General features: G+C 61.7%; 16 protein-coding genes and 1 pseudogene. 16 read left to right on the top strand and 1 reads right to left on the bottom strand.

Going from position 1 to position 16,591, the window contains the following annotated elements:
- The first annotated feature begins 2 nt into the window (after positions 1-2).
- The 11 genes and pseudogenes from H3V08_RS06100 (at position 3) to H3V08_RS06050 (ending at position 10,179) form a co-directional block, all read left to right on the top strand.
- Complete coding sequence (locus tag H3V08_RS06100; RefSeq protein ID WP_198181935.1) at positions 3-1,031, top strand: CpaF family protein; 1,029 nt, start codon at positions 3-5, stop codon at positions 1,029-1,031.
- On the top strand, positions 1,028-1,687 hold the full coding sequence (locus H3V08_RS06095) for a type II secretion system F family protein (RefSeq protein ID WP_198181933.1): 660 nt from the start codon (positions 1,028-1,030) through the stop codon (positions 1,685-1,687). The genes H3V08_RS06100 and H3V08_RS06095 overlap by 4 nt, the downstream gene beginning before the upstream one ends.
- On the top strand, positions 1,684-2,226 hold the full coding sequence (locus tag H3V08_RS06090) for a type II secretion system F family protein (protein WP_198181931.1): 543 nt from the start codon (positions 1,684-1,686) through the stop codon (positions 2,224-2,226). The genes H3V08_RS06095 and H3V08_RS06090 overlap by 4 nt, the downstream gene beginning before the upstream one ends.
- Positions 2,227-2,750: 524 nt before the next feature.
- A pseudogene (locus H3V08_RS06085) lies at positions 2,751-2,921 on the top strand (DUF4244 domain-containing protein); the annotation flags it as partial.
- Positions 2,921-3,310 carry a TadE/TadG family type IV pilus assembly protein gene (locus H3V08_RS06080; protein WP_198181929.1) on the top strand — a complete coding sequence of 130 codons (390 nt, stop codon included), beginning with the start codon at positions 2,921-2,923 and terminating at the stop codon, positions 3,308-3,310. The pseudogene H3V08_RS06085 and the gene H3V08_RS06080, both read left to right, overlap by 1 nt.
- A gap of 193 nt (positions 3,311-3,503) precedes the next feature.
- Positions 3,504-3,863, top strand: coding sequence for an Rv3654c family TadE-like protein (locus tag H3V08_RS06075; protein ID WP_198181927.1), 360 nt, complete (start codon positions 3,504-3,506; stop codon positions 3,861-3,863).
- Between the two features lie 53 nt (positions 3,864-3,916).
- Positions 3,917-6,721, top strand: coding sequence for a DNA polymerase III subunit gamma/tau (gene dnaX / locus H3V08_RS06070; protein ID WP_198181925.1), 2,805 nt, complete (start codon positions 3,917-3,919; stop codon positions 6,719-6,721).
- The gene (gene recR, locus H3V08_RS06065; protein ID WP_033491289.1) at positions 6,721-7,323 is read left to right on the top strand and encodes a recombination mediator RecR; all 603 of its coding nucleotides are present in this window, start codon (positions 6,721-6,723) and stop codon (positions 7,321-7,323) included. The genes dnaX and recR overlap by 1 nt, the downstream gene beginning before the upstream one ends.
- Before the next feature lie 252 nt (positions 7,324-7,575).
- Positions 7,576-8,397 carry an aspartate kinase gene (locus H3V08_RS06060; protein WP_051875734.1) on the top strand — a complete coding sequence of 274 codons (822 nt, stop codon included), beginning with the start codon at positions 7,576-7,578 and terminating at the stop codon, positions 8,395-8,397.
- A gap of 7 nt (positions 8,398-8,404) precedes the next feature.
- Positions 8,405-8,974: an ACT domain-containing protein gene (locus H3V08_RS06055; RefSeq protein WP_423774896.1), complete on the top strand. Its 570-nt coding sequence runs from the start codon at positions 8,405-8,407 to the stop codon at positions 8,972-8,974.
- 134 nt (positions 8,975-9,108) lie between these two features.
- Entirely contained in the window at positions 9,109-10,179 is a 1,071-nt protein-coding gene (locus H3V08_RS06050; protein ID WP_198181921.1) for an aspartate-semialdehyde dehydrogenase, read from the top strand.
- Between the two features lie 88 nt (positions 10,180-10,267).
- Here the strand turns inward: H3V08_RS06050 and H3V08_RS06045 are convergent, their stop codons facing one another.
- The gene (locus tag H3V08_RS06045; protein WP_033491141.1) at positions 10,268-11,272 is read right to left on the bottom strand and encodes a sugar-binding transcriptional regulator; all 1,005 of its coding nucleotides are present in this window, start codon (positions 11,270-11,272) and stop codon (positions 10,268-10,270) included.
- Between the two features lie 247 nt (positions 11,273-11,519).
- On the opposite strand from H3V08_RS06045, the gene H3V08_RS06040 reads away from it, so the two are divergent.
- The 5 genes from H3V08_RS06040 to H3V08_RS06020 all read left to right on the top strand — a co-directional run bounded on the left by H3V08_RS06040 (position 11,520) and on the right by H3V08_RS06020 (position 16,574).
- On the top strand, positions 11,520-12,509 hold the full coding sequence (locus H3V08_RS06040; protein WP_198181919.1) for a phosphotriesterase family protein: 990 nt from the start codon (positions 11,520-11,522) through the stop codon (positions 12,507-12,509).
- A 5-nt stretch (positions 12,510-12,514) separates the two neighbouring features.
- The gene (locus H3V08_RS06035) at positions 12,515-13,204 is read left to right on the top strand and encodes a 3-dehydro-L-gulonate-6-phosphate decarboxylase (protein ID WP_198181918.1); all 690 of its coding nucleotides are present in this window, start codon (positions 12,515-12,517) and stop codon (positions 13,202-13,204) included.
- Positions 13,205-13,478: 274 nt separating this feature from the next.
- Positions 13,479-14,435 (top strand): sugar kinase, encoded by a 957-nt coding sequence (locus tag H3V08_RS06030; protein WP_198181917.1) that lies wholly within the window; start codon positions 13,479-13,481, stop codon positions 14,433-14,435.
- Positions 14,436-14,479: 44 nt separating this feature from the next.
- Positions 14,480-15,841 carry an MFS transporter gene (locus H3V08_RS06025; RefSeq protein WP_110445107.1) on the top strand — a complete coding sequence of 454 codons (1,362 nt, stop codon included), beginning with the start codon at positions 14,480-14,482 and terminating at the stop codon, positions 15,839-15,841.
- 112 nt (positions 15,842-15,953) lie between these two features.
- Positions 15,954-16,574: a DUF5701 family protein gene (locus H3V08_RS06020; protein WP_033491146.1), complete on the top strand. Its 621-nt coding sequence runs from the start codon at positions 15,954-15,956 to the stop codon at positions 16,572-16,574.
- Positions 16,575-16,591: the final 17 nt, after the last annotated feature.

The following is a 16,591-nucleotide window of genomic DNA, read 5'->3' as shown; positions in this document are numbered from 1 at the left end:
GGTTGACCTTCGGGTACCTGAACGATTTGGTGCAGGACTCGGCCGTCACGGATATCGCCGTCACCGGAGAAGGAAGGGTCTGGGCTGACAGGGGGAGGGGCATGGAGGAAGAGATGCTGGAGCCTGGGTTTGCATCGCCCGGGGCCGTCCGCGATTTTGCGGTCCAGCTCTGCTCCCAGCTGGGCAAACGGTTGGACGATGCCCGCCCTATTGCGGATGCCTCAAATGAGGCGGGCATCCGCATCCATGCCGTGTTGGCCCCGCTGGTCCCCTCCGGGGCCTCCCTGTCCATACGACTTCCCTCGCATCGGCACCCTGGCTTGGAGGAGTTGGTCGCTTCGGGACTCTGCCCCCATAACTGGCTCTTCATTCTCAAAGCCCTGGTGGTGAACCGTGCCACCCTCCTGGTCACCGGGGGAACGGGGGTGGGCAAGACCACTCTTCTGCGGTCCCTCTTGGCGCTCTGCCCACCCTGCGAGCGACTGGTCACCGTTGAGGAGGTGCGTGAGCTGGGCACCATCGCAGGGCATGGCAACCAGGTCGCTCTGGCTGCGCGGGAGTCCAATGTGGAGGGGGCAGGTGCCGTTGGACTGGTTGACCTGGTCAAGGCCACCCTGAGAATGCGGCCGGACCGAATCATCCTGGGGGAGTGCAGGGGTGAGGAGGTATCCGACCTCCTGAGAGCCTTCAACTCCGGACATACGGGAGGGATGGTCACCCTCCATGCAGACAGCGTGGAGCGGGTTCCTTCACGGCTGGCCTCTCTGGGCCTTCTGGCTGGTCTGAGACCCACTGCAATGGCTGCCCTGGCCGAAGGGGCGTTCGATGTGGTGATTCATCTGGAGCGCGACGGGGGCCAGCGCCATATTGCACAGATAGGAAGGTTGACCATGGGGAGGGAGGGGGCGCTGGTGGGTTTGCCGGTCTGTACATGGTCGGGAAAAGGCCAGCCCCGATACGGTCCGGCCTGGGGTCCATTTGCCAAACAGTGGGGAATCAGGACCAGCACCGGGGATCGAGGCGGGGGATGAACGCCGACCTGCTTTCCGTCCAATTCGGTGTCCTGATTCTGATTGCAGGGGTGCTTGTTCTGTCGAGTCGAGGTGATGCCAGGCGCCGTCTGGAATCACTGACCAGGAAGAAGGCCCTGAATGCCGAGGCTGAAGGGTCGGCGGTCCTGATTGCCTCCCTGGCTGCCCTGGTCCGTAACGGCAGTGGTCTGGTGGAGGCGTACGAGGAGTTGTCCGACCAACGGTTTGCCACCAAGGAAGTCACCTATGACCGTGTTCACACCATGCTTCGGGAGTGGTGTCTACCCGATGAACAAGATGAGGGCATGGAAGCCATTGCCGTTGCACTGGTGGCTTCGTATCGATTGAGTGCCGATTCGGGGTGCAGGGCTTCGGACTGTCTGCGGGTGGTGGCCGACATGCAGAAACGTCAGGCTGCGATGAAGGATGCCCGTGACGGGGCCTTTGCCATGCCCAGGGCCACGGTGAAACTCCTCTCTGGTCTGCCGATTCTTACCGTTTTCCTAGGTGAGCTGATGGGTGCGCATCCGCTGTTCTTCCTTTTCCGGCCAGGCGCAGGATTGGGTTGTCTGGTTGTGGGGACCTGTTTTTACTGTGCCGGACTTATCTGGATGCGGGGGCTGCTCAACGGACTGGAGAAGGGGGAATCACTGTGACGAAGGCGTTGGGGATTGCCATGCTGGTTGCTCTTGCGCGGGTGTTGTTCCGTGACCCGGTCGCGCTGCGCTCGCGGTTGGGATGTGGCGGGAGGGTCAATCCTCCGCTCACGCTGGTTCTGGAGATGGTGGCGGTAAGCCTGCGTCAGGGTGCCTCGATTCCCTTTGCTCTGGAGGGTGTGGGGCGCACCCTTGGCGGTGCCTATGCGGAGACCATGATTCGGGTGGCCCGGTTGCTGGTCGAGGGCAATGACTGGTATTTTTCCTGGGCGCAGGCCATGAGGCATCCCCGGATCGGAGAGGCGATGACCGTTCTTTCGGGTTGTTTGGAATCCTCATGGTTACATGGAACTTCGCCCCTGAACCGGATGGACACCACCATTGAACAGGTGGAACGGAAGGCCCGCAGTCGACTGGATCAGGAGACTGCCAGGCTATCCATCCGGATACTGATGCCCACCGGGCTTTGCATCCTGCCGGCCTTTGTCCTCATCGGTGTCATTCCCTGTATTGCTGCCTTTGCGGGCGGGATGTTCTGAATCGAGCGTCTCGGCTGGGGTATCTTCCGTCTTGCTCCCCATTTCGTGGTGTTCTCATGTGATCCTCTGCGGCCCGTCTTTTAGATCTGGGCCATTGTCCGGTTTCTTGGGCGCCTCGGAGATGAGCCATACGGGAGCGGCAATCCACGGAGGATTTCATCGATGCCCATTCGACCACATGTGCATTGCCGGAGGTCTTGCACGGCACAACCGAGGCAGAGTGGGAGACGTCAGACGGGGAGGTTCCTTGGAATCGGCGGAACCCGATTGATTGGGGCTTGCGAAAATGAAAGGTGGCAGTAATGACAAGTATGCAATTGGTGGTTAATGGTCAAGATTCCTGCGGGGAAGGAATCGAATCCGCCCAGCTTGAGGAATGCGCTGATGCCGAAGTGGCTACCGTGCCCAAGGGGGGTCATGGATTCGCCAGACTGAAAGCGGTACGGGCGAGATTGTCCCAGGTGGTGTACGACCTGGTTCGCCGTCTGCGTCTTATGGCTCTCGTACTGATTCGACGAGGTGCCGCCAGGTTGAAGGTGCTGACCTCGCGGCCAGAGTCCGGAGCTGCGACGGCCGAGTATGCCGTGGTTCTGATAGCCGCGACGGCCTTTGCCGGTCTGCTCCTGGTCATACTCAAGTCCGATACCGTGCGTTCCCTCCTGTCGGCACTGGTCAAACAGGCCTTGAGCGTCTGATGGCGGGCCTGGATGTGGCAAGACCGGGTGGGCGCAGCCAGCCGGAGAAAGACGGGTCTGATTCGGGGACGGTAACGGCGGAGTTTGCCATAGTGCTTCCGGCTGTCATGGCTTTGGCCATACTGCTCCTGGCCCTGACCCAGACCGTTCGCACCGGCATGATCTGTCAGGAAGCCGCTAATGCCGCGGCTCGTGAAGTGGTGGTTCACCAGGGTGGGGGCGACCCGGCCGCAATTACGGCCCGGATGGCCGGGGGCTCTTCTGTTTTGTCGCGCGAACGTTCCGGTCACCAGGTCCGGGTCACCCTCTCCTGCCCCCTCGTCTCCACTCCGCTTGGGGTCCTGCCTCCCCGTATCCAGGGCAGGGCCGTAGCGATTCTCGAGGAGTGAGACTGTGGCTGTTGAAGGGAATCGTTTCCACCGACTGGCCCCAGCTGACGTCCGGAGGGATTCGCGCCGGGTGGGATCAGAGGCCGCTGAACCAGGGCAGATGGTGTTCGACCGGCGCGAACGGTCGGACTGTTCGTCGCTTTCCGGCAGTAGAGCAGGACGGTGTCGCTGGTGCAAGGCAGGAGTTGGCTCCGTGAGGCCGTGGTGGGATGGTGCAGATAACGGGTCCGGGTCGGTCTTGGGTATCGTTCTTGTTTCCTTGGCAGCGGTGGGGCTGGTGCTTGTCGCTACGGTGGGGAACCTGCTCATCTGCCGGGGCAGGGCGCAAACGGCAGCCGATGCAGCAGCCCTGTCCGCCGCGACGGCCTTGCACGAAGGCAGGGACTCACCCTGTGCCCGGGCCGCGTCTGTGGCTGCCGCCAATAAGGGGACCCTGACAACCTGTACGGTTGAAGAGGAGGATGTCCTGGTCGATGTCGGGGTTGATACCTCGGTTCTCATCGTTCCCAGGGTGGTCCAATCGTCTCGCGCCGGGCCGGTCGACTGCGGCTGAGGCGAACGGCGGCTAAAAGCGAACGTGTCTAAAGAAATGGATAGCCTTGAATCATGGCATTAGCACTCTATAGGCGGTATCGTCCTGACACATTTGACGGCATTATCGGTCAGGGCCAGGTCACGGTACCCCTGTCTCGGGCACTGGATGAGCACAAGCTCACCCATGCCTACCTCTTCTCGGGTCCCAGGGGATGCGGGAAGACCAGTAGTGCGCGAATCTTCGCCCGGTGCGTCAACTGCGCCGAGGGTCCCACCAGCCACCCCTGTGGGGAGTGTGACAGCTGCAAGGACCTGGCCACAGGCGGCCCGGGGTCAATCGATGTGGTGGAGATTGATGCGGCCAGCCACAACGGGGTCGATGATGCAAGGGAACTCAGGGAGCGTGCGGGCTTCGCGCCTGTGCGTGACCGGTACAAGATATTCATCCTCGATGAGGCCCATATGGTCACCCAGCAGGGATTCAACGCCCTGCTCAAGATTGTCGAAGAGCCGCCAGAGCATGTCATGTTCATCTTTGCGACCACCGAACCGGAAAAGGTCATCGGCACGATCCGTTCCAGGACCCATCATTACCCCTTCCGTCTGGTTCCCCAAGAGGTCATGGGGCCGTACCTGGAGGAAATCTGCTCCAAGGAGGACATCAAGGCCGAGCCTGGTGTGCTGAAGCTGACCATGCGGGCAGGCGGCGGTTCCGTGCGCGATACCCTCTCTGTTCTGGACCAGCTTATGGTGGGGGCCGTGGACGGTGCCATCACCTATGACTCGGCCGTGGCCCTCCTGGGCTTCACCCCCGAATCCCTGATTGGTGAGGCGGTGGATGCCCTGATCAATCATGACGGGACCGGCCTGTATGGAGTAATCCAGAAAGTGGTGGTTGGCGGATTCGAACCGCAGCGGTTTGTCGAGGATCTCCTGGCCCGTGTCCGCGACCTCCTGGTGTTGAAGTTGGCCGGCGACAAGGCCGAGAGTGTGCTGAGCGAGGACTCCGATGCCGATCAGGTCGCAGATCTGCACCGCCAGGCGGATGCCCTGGGATTGACCACCTTGACTTCGATGGCCGACTGTATCAACAAGACCCTGGCCAGCATGAGCGGGACCACCTCGCCCCGAATGCGGCTGGAATTGCTTGCGGCGCGCCTCCTTGCCATAGGGTGTGAACCCATGGAGGCCCCTCAGCAGGCCCGGTCTGCCGACTCTGCGGCCACCAGGCCGGCCGTGCCTGCTCGGTCAGGTTTTATCGGATCCGGCAACCGTACCGGTCAACAGGAACGCAATAACCCTGAAGCAATGCCGGACAAGACCGCATCGCAGACACATTCCAGCGATGGGCCAGTCCAGTCCCCAACCCAGCAGGCCCCAAGCACCAGGCAATCCCAGACTGACGACCAGACCGGCCCGGCTCGTTCGGAATCTGGGGCGCAGTCGGATACTGCTCCACAATCCTCTCCTGCTCCGCAGGGCTCGTCCTCTGTTGCAGGTGGCCAGGAACCGATTCCAAGCGGAGCCGAGCTGGACAGGCGTTGGGATGCCCTGGTTGCCGCCTTGCCGGATGAGGTCCGCGATTATGTGACCAGGAGCAAGGTGCCTACCGTGTCCTTGAAGACCGGTTCCTCAGGTAGGCAAATGCTGGCCATGACTTTCGACAGGCCACTGAGCCAGCACGCCTTCGCCATGGCTGTAACCTCCCAGAGCGTGGATGGCGAGACCAAGGTTCCCAAGATCGTCATGGTCCGGGCTCGGCAGGAGTTCGGCGACAAGACCATGATTGCCCCCTCCGGGACGGCCGCCAATGGTGAGCAGGTGGAGTCGGTCGCCAAGATGACGCCACAACGCCGTGCCGAGGTGAAGAAGGAAGTCGCCTTGGCGCGCGCCAACCTGTCGACCATGAATCTGGATTCGGCCGTCATGCCTCACGCCGCCTCCGACATGAACCACACGGGACGCGACACGGCAGGCACCAAGAGTGAAACCGGTGGGAAGAAGTCCCCTGCCGGTGACCAGGCGGAATCCGGCGACGGATCGGATGACGCCCACCACCCAGGAAGACCTACCGGCCCGGAAACGGCAGTAGGCCAGGTTGTTCCGGAGGGGCGGGCCGTTCCGGACATGGAGGCGGATTCGGCCAAGCAGTCGGCTTCCGGCCCCCTGCCGGCAGCAGGATTCGGCTCAACAGACTCCTATATGCAGGATGATGAGGATGACCCCTGGGCCCATCCGACACCTGTGCGAGCGACCGGGAAATCCGGCGACCGAAAGCAGGATGAACAGCCCGAGGAACATGAGACCAAGAAAGTCGCTGTTCCTGATCTGAGTGATGATATTGATCCCTGGGCGGTTCCCGAGCAGGCAGCCCCTGCTGCTGAGTCGGGTTCGGCTCCGATTGATTCCAGCGGGAGCACCGTGCCTGCCGCTGGGGATGCGGCAGCTGGCCTATCGTCCGGCAGTGCTGAGCGGATGACCGGGGATGAGGACGGGCAACCAGCAGGTAACCCTCGGAGCGGCCTTCGGCAGCAGCCGCAGACCGTTCCTGTCGGCTTCCAGAGCGAGCGATCCGACGTGGCCAAGCCGTCGAATCAGACGGTCGCTGGGCAGGATTCCGGCCCGCAGCCTGGCGGTCCCGGATCACCGGATGAGTCCGGATCGGATCTGGGCGGAACTCCCGCGCCTGCAGACGTCAGCCCCGATGAAGACGTCTACTCAATGCAGGATGCCCGGTTGGGGGCCGATATGACCCTGAACCAGGATGACCTGGCCAAGATGTTCGATGTATCCAAGGTCGAGAACTTCTCCGCCGACGATCCAGCCAATCCGCTGAATGTGCAACGCAGGCGACAGGAACGACAGGCGGGTGAATGATGGCGGGAACCTATGACGGAGCCATTCAGGATCTGATTGACTCATTTGCCAAACTCCCCGGGATAGGGCCTAAAGGGGCGCAACGGATAGCCTTCCACCTTTTGGGTGTGGACAGGCAGAGTGCCCAGGACCTGGCCGATGCCATCATTACGGTCAAGGAGAAGGTCCGCTTCTGCGAGATCTGCGGAAATGTCTGTGAAACCAGTCCCTGCCCAATCTGCCAGGATCCTCGCCGCGACCGATCCGTCATCTGCCTGGTCGAGGAGCCCAAGGATGTGATGAGCATTGAGCGGACCGGCGAGTACCGCGGTCTGTACCACGTTCTGGGCGGGGCCATTGACCCCATGTCCAACGTGGGGCCCGGCGACCTGCGAATCCCTGAGCTGCTGCAGAGGCTCAAGTCGGGCGAGGTCAAAGAGATCATCCTGGCGCTGGACCCCAATATCGAAGGCGAAGCCACAACCACCTACCTGGCCCGGCTCCTTGATCCGCTGGAAATCACAGTGACCAGGCTGGCCAGTGGTCTGCCTGTAGGCAGCGATCTGGAGTATGCGGACGAAATAACCTTGGGTCGGGCCATCTCCGGTCGTCGCGCGGTCTGAAACGAGGCCGACGACCGGGCCATCCCTGCAACCTTAAGTTCACGGATGTGGTGATGAAGAGGCGATGCGGAATCGGTCGCCGAAAGCCGGAGCAATCGGCGCCGACAGGTAGTCGTTCCCTCCATTCCCGACTGTAGCTGGTGGTTTTGGGTCCACATGCTGGTGACCTGGGGGTTCAGGACCATGGACGTTCATATAATGGCCTCTCGTAACGTAAGTTCAAGTGGCTCAACCTTCGCGGATGGAATAGCAGTGGCTCTTATCGTTCAGAAATTCGGCGGATCCTCGGTAGCGGATTCGGATTCCATCAAGCGTGTGGCCAAGCGCATCATCGAGACCAAGCATGCAGGCAACGATATGGCTGTCGTGGTTTCGGCCATGGGAGACACCACCGACGATCTGATTGACCAGGCCCTGGACGTGGACTCCAATCCTCCCGCCCGGGAGATGGACATGCTGATGACAGCCGGTGAACGTATTTCCATGAGTCTCCTGGCCATGACCATCCATGCACAGGGTGAGAGCGCCCACTCCTTCACCGGCTCCCAGGCCGGTTTCATGACCGATGCCCGGTATGGTGCGGCCCACATCCGCAATGTCAAGCCCTATCGCGTGATGGATGCGCTGAAGCATGGCGAGGTCGGTATCGTGGCGGGGTTCCAGGGAGTCAATGCCGACGGCGACGCCACGACGCTCGGTCGCGGGGGGTCGGACACTTCAGCGGTGGCCCTTGCGGTGGCCCTTCACGCGGATGTCTGCGAGATTTACACCGATGTGGATGGGGTCTTCACAGCGGATCCCAGAATCGTTCCCACCGCCCGCCGTATTTCCAGGATTTCATACGAAGAGATGATGGAGATGGCTGCGGGCGGATCCAAGGTTCTGGCCCTGCGCTGCGTGGAATACGCCCAGCGGTTCCGCATGCCCATCCACGTGCGCAGCTCTTTCTCGCACCGGCCGGGGACGCTGATCATGTCCCAGGATATGGATGTGGCGGATATTCCCAACCTGGCGCCGAATCAGTGTCAGGTGGCCCAGGCACAGCTGGACAACCAGCCGGACCGTGAAGGATGACGGAAGGATGAATATGGCAGGCGGCAAATCAATGGGCGACCTCTTCCCGGACCTGAACGGTCCCGAGGCACCCATCATCTCGGGCGTGGCCCATGATCGCAGCGAGACCCAGGTTACCCTGCGGTCGGTCCCCGACAAGACGGGTGTGGCCGCCAAGCTCTTTACCATCCTGGCCGAGGGTGGCATCAACATCGACATGATCGTTCAGGCTGGTGCCTCCACCGGCACCGTTGATATTTCCTTCACCCTGCCCAGTGCCCAGGCCGACCAGATCCACCCCCTGCTGGATCAGGCCAGGGACGTCATCGAGTTCAAGTCGGTCGATCTCAACTCCGATGTAGGCAAGGTCACCCTGGTCGGCGTGGGCATGAAGACGCACTCGGGCATCACCGCCACCTTCTTCCGGGCGCTGAGTGACAAGCACATCAACGTGCTGATGATCTCCACCTCGGAGATTCGTATCTCGGCCCTGGTCCCCCTTGAGGATCTGGATGATGCCGTCAAGGCCGTCCACACAGCCTTCGAATTGGATGCGGATCAGGTCGAGGCGGTCGTCTACGGCGGTACGGGCCGCTGACCCGCGGATCATCGTTACAATCAAAAACCAGGGAAAATCAAGCAATCCGGATCAATCCATGCAGGGAACCGGCGTAATTCCGGTCCGGTTCCATACGTCCGTTCTGCGGTGGATGGGTCGGAGAGGAGATTAGGATGACGACGATCAACGATCGGGGCATCAACGTTGCGGTGTTGGGCGCCACAGGGCAGGTCGGCATGGTTGTGCGTCGAATTCTGGCCGAGCGTGGTTTTCCCGTCAAAGACCTGAGATTCATGGCCTCGGCCCACTCCGCAGGGCAAGAACTTGATTGGTGCGGGCATCCCATCATCGTGGAGGACGTCGAGAAGGCGGACCTGGCGGGTATCGACCTGGCCATTTTCTCGGCCGGTGGCGCCACCTCGAAGGTCTGGGCTCCCCGCTTCGCCGAGGCGGGTGCCTATGTGGTCGACAACTCCTCCCAGTGGCGGATGGACCCTGAGGTGCCCCTGGTGGTTTCCGAGGTCAACCCCGAGGATCTGGATCGGATTCCTCGCGGCATCGTGGCAAACCCCAACTGCACCACCATGGCCTGTATGCCTGTGCTGAGCCCCCTGGCCAAGGCATATGGTCTCAATCGACTGATTGTCTCCTCCTACCAGGCGGTTTCCGGTGCCGGTCGGGCGGGAGTTCTCCAGCTCAGGAACGAGGCGGCTGCGGCGGTTGAGCAGGGCACGGACAAGCTGGCGTTCGACGGTTCGTCCATCGACTTCCCCGCCCCCACCAAGGTGGTCAGGACCATTGCGTTCGATGCGGTTCCCTTTATCGGTTCGCTGGCGGATGACGGAAGCGAGGAGACCGATGAGGAGCAGAAACTGCGCAATGAGAGCCGTAAGATACTCCACCTGCCCGGTCTCCAGGCCTCCTGCACCTGTGTTCGTGTCGGGGTCTTCACCTCGCATGGCATGAGCATCAACGCCGAATTCGACCAGGACGTGACACCGGACCAGGCCAGGGATCTCCTGGCAGGGGCTCCTGGTGTGAGCCTTTCCGATATCCCGACCCCGCTCCAGGCGGCGGGCAAGGATCCCAGCTTTGTTGGCAGAATCCGTCAGGATCAGGCCGTGCCGGGCAGGAAGGGGCTGTCCATGTTCGTCGCCAACGACAACCTGCGCAAGGGCGCCGCCCTGAACGCCGTGCAAATCGCCGAGGTCATCGTCGCCAAACACTTTGCGGACCGGGCCTGAGTCCTGGGGGTCGCCTTGAAGGGCATGGTCGGGGAGTGGGGAAGTGCGGATGCCTGACCGCTGAGCTGACGCACCCCCGGTCACGGCATCACTGCCGTTTTCTGCCCCCGGTTTGCCTATCATCCAGCTCCAGGATCCCCTCCGCGGTCTCCCTGTCGGTGGCCAGGGCCGAGATTAGCCCCGCCCTGAGGCAGGCCAGGATTCCCGGCACCTTCTGGTGCCCCCAGGCCACACCGATGACCAGGGGGATGCGCTTGAGCCGGTCGAAGTCGATGGATATGGTCCGCTCGCACAGGCTGGTGCGGATGTGGTTGCCCTGGGCATCGATATGGTGGCCGCAGATATGCCCCACCGCCTTCCGGGCTGTCACCTCCCGAACCAGGTCGGCGTTCTCGTAATCGTGGAAGATATGCCCGGAGCGCCCATCCTCCACGGACCCGACGCCGACCACGGCCACGTCCGCATGGCCGCCCAGGGTCAGGGTGTCGGCAATCTGCTTTTCCTTGAGCATGGCCTTGGCGATGGTCTTGGAGGAGAGAATCATGGGTACGGGCAGGGAGGTGTAGTTGCCTCCCAGGCGTTGGGCCAGCATCCTGCAGATCTCCGGCGAATCCGTCATGGGGTTGTTGGGGGAGAGGGAACCGATCATCTGCGCCACGTTGGTTTTGCCCCAGTTCTGGAGCGGTACCTCCCGCACCGTATAGGCCACGGCATTGCCGTTCGAGACCGTAACGAGGGAGTCGGGCCGGGTATGTTCCACCAGGAGGGACGCAGCGCTGCGTGGGACCACATCGTAGCCTGTGCATCCCGAAGGGGGCTCGGAAACCCTGGCATAGTGCAGGTTGAAACGGCCTATCAGCTCGTTTTCCAGGTTTTGCAGCCGCTCCAGGGGGTCCCTGATGGTGACGGAGACCAGGCCCTGGTCCTCGGCTTCCTTGAGCATCCGCGAGACGGAGGGCCGTGAGTACCCGACCCTTGCCGCAATCTCGGACTGAAGCATGTGGTCCTCGTAATACATGCGGGCGATTTTCAGGAGGAGCTGGACCCGGTCGCGCGCCTGTGCGGAGGTCATCAGCTGCACGTTGCTGAACATATGTACATCTTATCAAGTACTTGTGGTGCCAGCAAGGCAAAACAGAACTGGGCAGTTGATGAATAAATCAGCTATTTTTGCCCGGAAGGTCCCGGTTGTAGTAGAACTGGCAAGCATATGTACATTACCTGGGTTGCCATTGTGTTTGGTCCTTACCTATCCTGGACCCTGTACGAGGGCACCGGTGCCATAGGGTGGCCGGATGTGGTGCCCGACAGCCGCAGAGAAGACAAACAAAGGAGTTCGAATGGCATTCGCAAGAACGATCCTCGGAGATGTGGACCCCGGGACCCTGGGTGTCGTCAACAGCCATGACCATCTGATTCGCGTCGGGGCCGGAGAGGTCTACCTGGATGGTGACCACCAGCTGGATTCCGTCGAGAAGGCCCAGACCGAGGCCGGGTACTTCGCCAAGGCTTCCCTGAACTGGAGCGACCAGGGTGGCACCGTGGTCGATATGTGCCCGATCAACTGTGGTCGCGATATCGAAAAGCTGGTCGAGGTGGCCCGCTCCGTTGACCATCTGCAGGTCATCGGTGCCACCGGCTTCCACCGTGAACACGTCTACCTGGAGACCCAGTCGCACTGGATCAACCGCTACAGTGTGGACCAGATCGCCGACCTGGTCATCGCCGACATCACCGAGGGTATCGACCGCAACGACTACACGGGTCCTCTGGTGGACCGCAGCCCCTACAAGGCCGGTGTCATCAAGATCGGCACTGCTTACGGCAAGATCACCCCCTTCGAGCGCAAGTGCATGGAGGCCGCAGCCAAGGCCGCCATTGCTACCGGTGCCCCGATCAACACTCATACCACCTACGGCACCTGCGGCCTGGAGCAGGCCCAGACCCTCATCGAGCTGGGCGTCCCGGCCGATCAGATTGCCATCGGACACATCCAGCGCAATGCGGATGTCTACTACCTGGAGCAGATTCTCGACCTGGGCGTCTACCTGGAGATCGACGGTACCAACCGCATCAAGTACCAGCCCGATTCCAACAGGATCATGGAACTGAAGGCCTTCAAGGACGACGGCTTCGAGGACAGGATTCTCCTGGGCACCGATTCGGGCAAGCGCTCCTACCAGAAGGTCTACGGATCGGTCAGCGGCGTTGACTACAACCCCGCCGTGGACGGCCCCCGCATGATCGCCGAGGGGTTCGATCCCGCCTACGTCGATAAGCTGCTTATTGGCAACGCCCGCACCTTCTTCACCTTCCGCAAGGAGGCCTGATCGCCATGGCGAAGGAGAACCAGCCGGGCACCGAGGGAGCCCTGGAGCGGCCGCAGTTGCAGATTGCCCTGGACACCTTCGACATGCCTTCTGCCTTGAAGCCGCTTAACGCGGCCATCAGCAAGATTGACGTCATCGAGTGCGGTACAGTCCTGATCATTGCGGAGGGACTGAAGGCCGTCCGTGAGATCAGGGCGCTCTACCCCGGGAAGACCATCCTGGCCGATGTGCGTATCGCCGAGGCCGGAGCGGTCATTTCCAGGGCCTGCTTCGAAGCCGGTGCCAACTGGGTCTCGGTCGTGGCCGGGGCCAGCATGACCACGGTGGGGCAGGTCGTCAAGGTCGCCCAGGAGTTCGGTGGTGAGGTCCAGATTGAACTCGGGGAGAAGTACGACTCCGACCAGGCCAGGCAGTGGCGTGAACTTGGTGCCACCCAGGTCATTGTTCATCGTTCCCGGGATGCCGAGGCCGCAGGAACCTTGACCTGGGGTGAAAACGACAAGGCTCGCATCCGTGAACTGCATGATATGGGATTCAAGGTCACCGTCACAGGTGGCGTCACCGCCAAGGACCTCCCCTTCTTCGAGGGTGTTCCTGTCGGTGTGGTCATCTCGGGTCGCGGCATTGTCAAGGCTGACGCCCCGCTGGCGGCGGCGACCGAGTTGCGGGACACGATTGACAGGGTCTGGCCCTGACAGTCCCAGAGAATTCCGCTCGTCCGTAGTACGGATGAACGGTTCCGGCCCGGTGGTCCGGATGGATCCACCGGTGCCGGACCGTAACCCCTGCCGGAGTTGCCGGGCTTCGGCGGGGCAATGACCGACCAGGCAGTAGAAGGTTGAACCGGTGGACCACCACCGCAGGTGGTCCACCTGGACCTGATTCGTGTATGACGGATCGAACAAGGAAAGACCGGAAAGGGACATGGCTGTCCTGATACGGTTCGAGTGAAACAGACTAAGGAATACGATGGCAGAGCATACCTATGACCTTTCAACGATTGGCGAGGGTCAGATCAGACTTACGGTCAGGAGGGGCGAGCGCCTGATGAATGCGCGCTCCGTCCTGATGAACCCGGCATGTTCGGAGGCCAACGTGGCCGGTGTTCTGGCCCAGTTGCAACGCAAGACCCTCTGGACCTCGTCACTGCCCGAGGGTGATCTGGGCGAGTATGTGCTGAGCGAGTACCGCTCGGTGGGGGTGGACATGAGCACCATGGTCCGCAAGCCTGCCAGCCGTATCGCCCTCTACTTCATGGAGCCGGGCGAACCTCCGATGCCGGCCAACGTGATCTACGACCGGGAGTACACCCCATTCAGAACCACCGGGGTGAACGATTACGACTGGGACCGGATGCTTGATACCCGTCTGGTCTTTTTGACCGGCATCACCGCAGCCTTGACCGATACCACTGCCGAGGTGGTGACCTACGCCGCGGACCAGGCCGCCAAGCGGGGCATTGACATCGCCCTGGACGTGAACTTCCGTAGCAAGCTCTGGACGGGTGAACAGGCCCGGCACATCCTGGAACCCATCGCCGAGAAGGCCCGCATCCTCTTCTGCTCCATCAAGGACGCCAAGAGCGTCTTCGGGATAGAAGGAAGTGGGGAAGAGGTCTGCGAACAGCTCTATCGGCGCTTCGGCAATGAGTACATCATCTCCACCAACCATCTGGACGGTCCCTATCTGCATACCGCCAAGGGGGTCAAGAAGTACACGACCACCACGGTTCCCGTCGTTGACCGCCCCGGTGCCGGTGACTCCTTTGTGGCCGCGACCCTGCATGGCTTCCTCTCCGATGATGTGGATTGCGGCGTGCGCTGGGGCCAGCGGGCCGCCGAATACGCTCTGACCCATATGGGCGACCTGACCCGTATCCGCGCCCATGAACTCGATATCCCCCTGGGCGATGACATCAACCGTTGAGAGCCGAAACCGACTTTCAGCATACTTACGAAAGAGAACGCACCATGAGTGACACACAAGCCCAAACGGGTCGGGGAGGTCTGACCGCTTACGAGCAGATCGACACCCGCCCCCTGACCGGGCATCAGAAAAGCATCATCGGGCTGGCCATAGCCGGAAACATATCCGAGTTCTTCGATATGTTCCTGATCGGATTCGTGGTCTCCCTCCTGACCTCGGCCTGGCATCTGACCGGCGTCTCGGCCGGTATCATCCTGGCCTGCTCCGGTCTGGGCACGGTCATCGGTTCCATTGTCTGGGGCCGTCTGGCCGATCGTTTCGGACGCAAGCACGCCTTCCAGTGGTGCGTGCTCTGTTTCGTTGTCTTCACGGCCCTGTCGGTCTTCCTGCCGGACGGCGCCTGGATTCTCCTGGCCGTCCTCCGCATCGGCGTGGGTATCGGTGTCGGGGGTCTGAACATCATCTCCATCCCCTACGTCCAGGAATTCGTGCCGTCCAAGCAGCGCGGCATGCTCTCCGGACTGGCCTCGGTCTTCATCCCCCTCGGCCTTCTGCTCGGCTCGGTGGCCCAGAGCGTGATTGGGGAGAACTGGCGGATACTGGTGGCGCTGGGTGCCATCCCGGTCCTGCTTCTTTTCTGGCTGGCCATGGTTCCTGAATCACCAAGGTTCTACCAGAGCGTCGGGCGTGATGACGATGCCCGCAAGGCCCTGGGGTGGGCCCTGGAACTGCCGACCGACCAGGTCGGTGCCCTTCCCAAGGTCGAGCAGGAGCAGAAGGCCAGCTACGGCCTGCTCTTCTCCAAGCACCTGAAGCCGCTGATCATCATCTCGGTCGGTTCCTTCTGCTTCATCCTGGGTTCCTTCGCCATCCAATCCTGGGGTCAGACCCTGATGAAGGATGCCTTCGGTTTCTCCACCAAGATGGTGGCCTACCTCTTCATGGGTGTTTCCGTGGCGGACTGCATCGGGAGGTTCGGTTCGGCCTGGCTGGCCGACGTCATCGGCCGTCGCTGGACCATGTTCTCCTTCGGCATCATCGGTGCCCTGGGTTGCTTCTATGCAGCCTTCTTCCACAACTCGGGCTGGCAGTTCTACATCGCCGTCCTGGTCATCATGACCTTCGCCGACGGTGTCTTCGGTATCCTCAACGCCTTTGGAGGCGAGCAGTTCCCCAATGATGTGCGTTCGACGGGTCTGGGTCTGGGGTACGGCATCGGAGCCACGGCAAAGATCGTCGGCCCCATCTTCATGGGCCTCCTGGTCGGTGGGGATTATGTCTCCCAGCACATCAACATCGGTGTCGTCACCACGGCCTTCACCTTCTTCGGTGTCTGCCTGGTCATCGGAGCTGTTGTCTACCTCTTCGCCCAGGAAACCAAGGGCAAGGATCTGGAAAGCCTCTGATTTGGATTTCCACAGGGCGGGGCCGTCTTCACGGGAAGCGGCCCTGCCCCTTGCATGTCCGGGAGGTCCGGGCGCGAGTGCAGGATTGCCGGGTGGCCTTACACTTGATGGCATGACCAAATCATCTGACGAGGCTCGGCGGCAGCTGGACAGAATCGTGGCCCTGGGCTATCCGGACGTGGCCGACATCAGCGCCGCGGCCTTCAGATCCCTGGCCCAGCCGCTTATCTCGGCCCTGGAGGGGACCGAGTTGGGTGATCGGATCCTGCTCATACCGACCCGGGAGCTGGTCAGCCCCGAGTCCCTGATATCCCGTACCAGCATCAACCGGATGGCCGGATTCACAACCATGCCGCCCCGGGATATCGCCAGCTTCATGCCGCAGAACGGGTTCGAACCCCCCGAGGGACCCTTCTACATCGTTCTGGAACCCCACACGGGTACCTGCTATGTCAACAGGGAACCCGATGTGGCTCGCAAACTCATCGATTCCGATGACCGCCTCCCGCTCACCCTGGAGGAGGGGCTGGCCATAGCCACCCAGCATCCGGACTGGCTGGCGGTGAAGAACGGCTTCAACCTGCTGGGGTCCCATAGTGCGGACGGGCGCGTCCCCAGCATCTGGATGAGCCAGAACGCACCCCGGCTGGGGTCGGTCTGGCCCAACTCGCGCCATACCTGGCTGGGTAACGCATACTGCCTTGGTCGTCGCGGCATCTCACTGTTCAGGTAGGCCCGGCCCTCTCCGTC

The sequence above is a fragment of the Bifidobacterium sp. M0307 genome (genome assembly GCF_016100445.1).
Lineage (GTDB): Bacteria > Actinomycetota > Actinomycetes > Actinomycetales > Bifidobacteriaceae > Bombiscardovia > Bombiscardovia coryneformis.
This window is presented reverse-complemented; position numbering and strand designations above follow the sequence as displayed.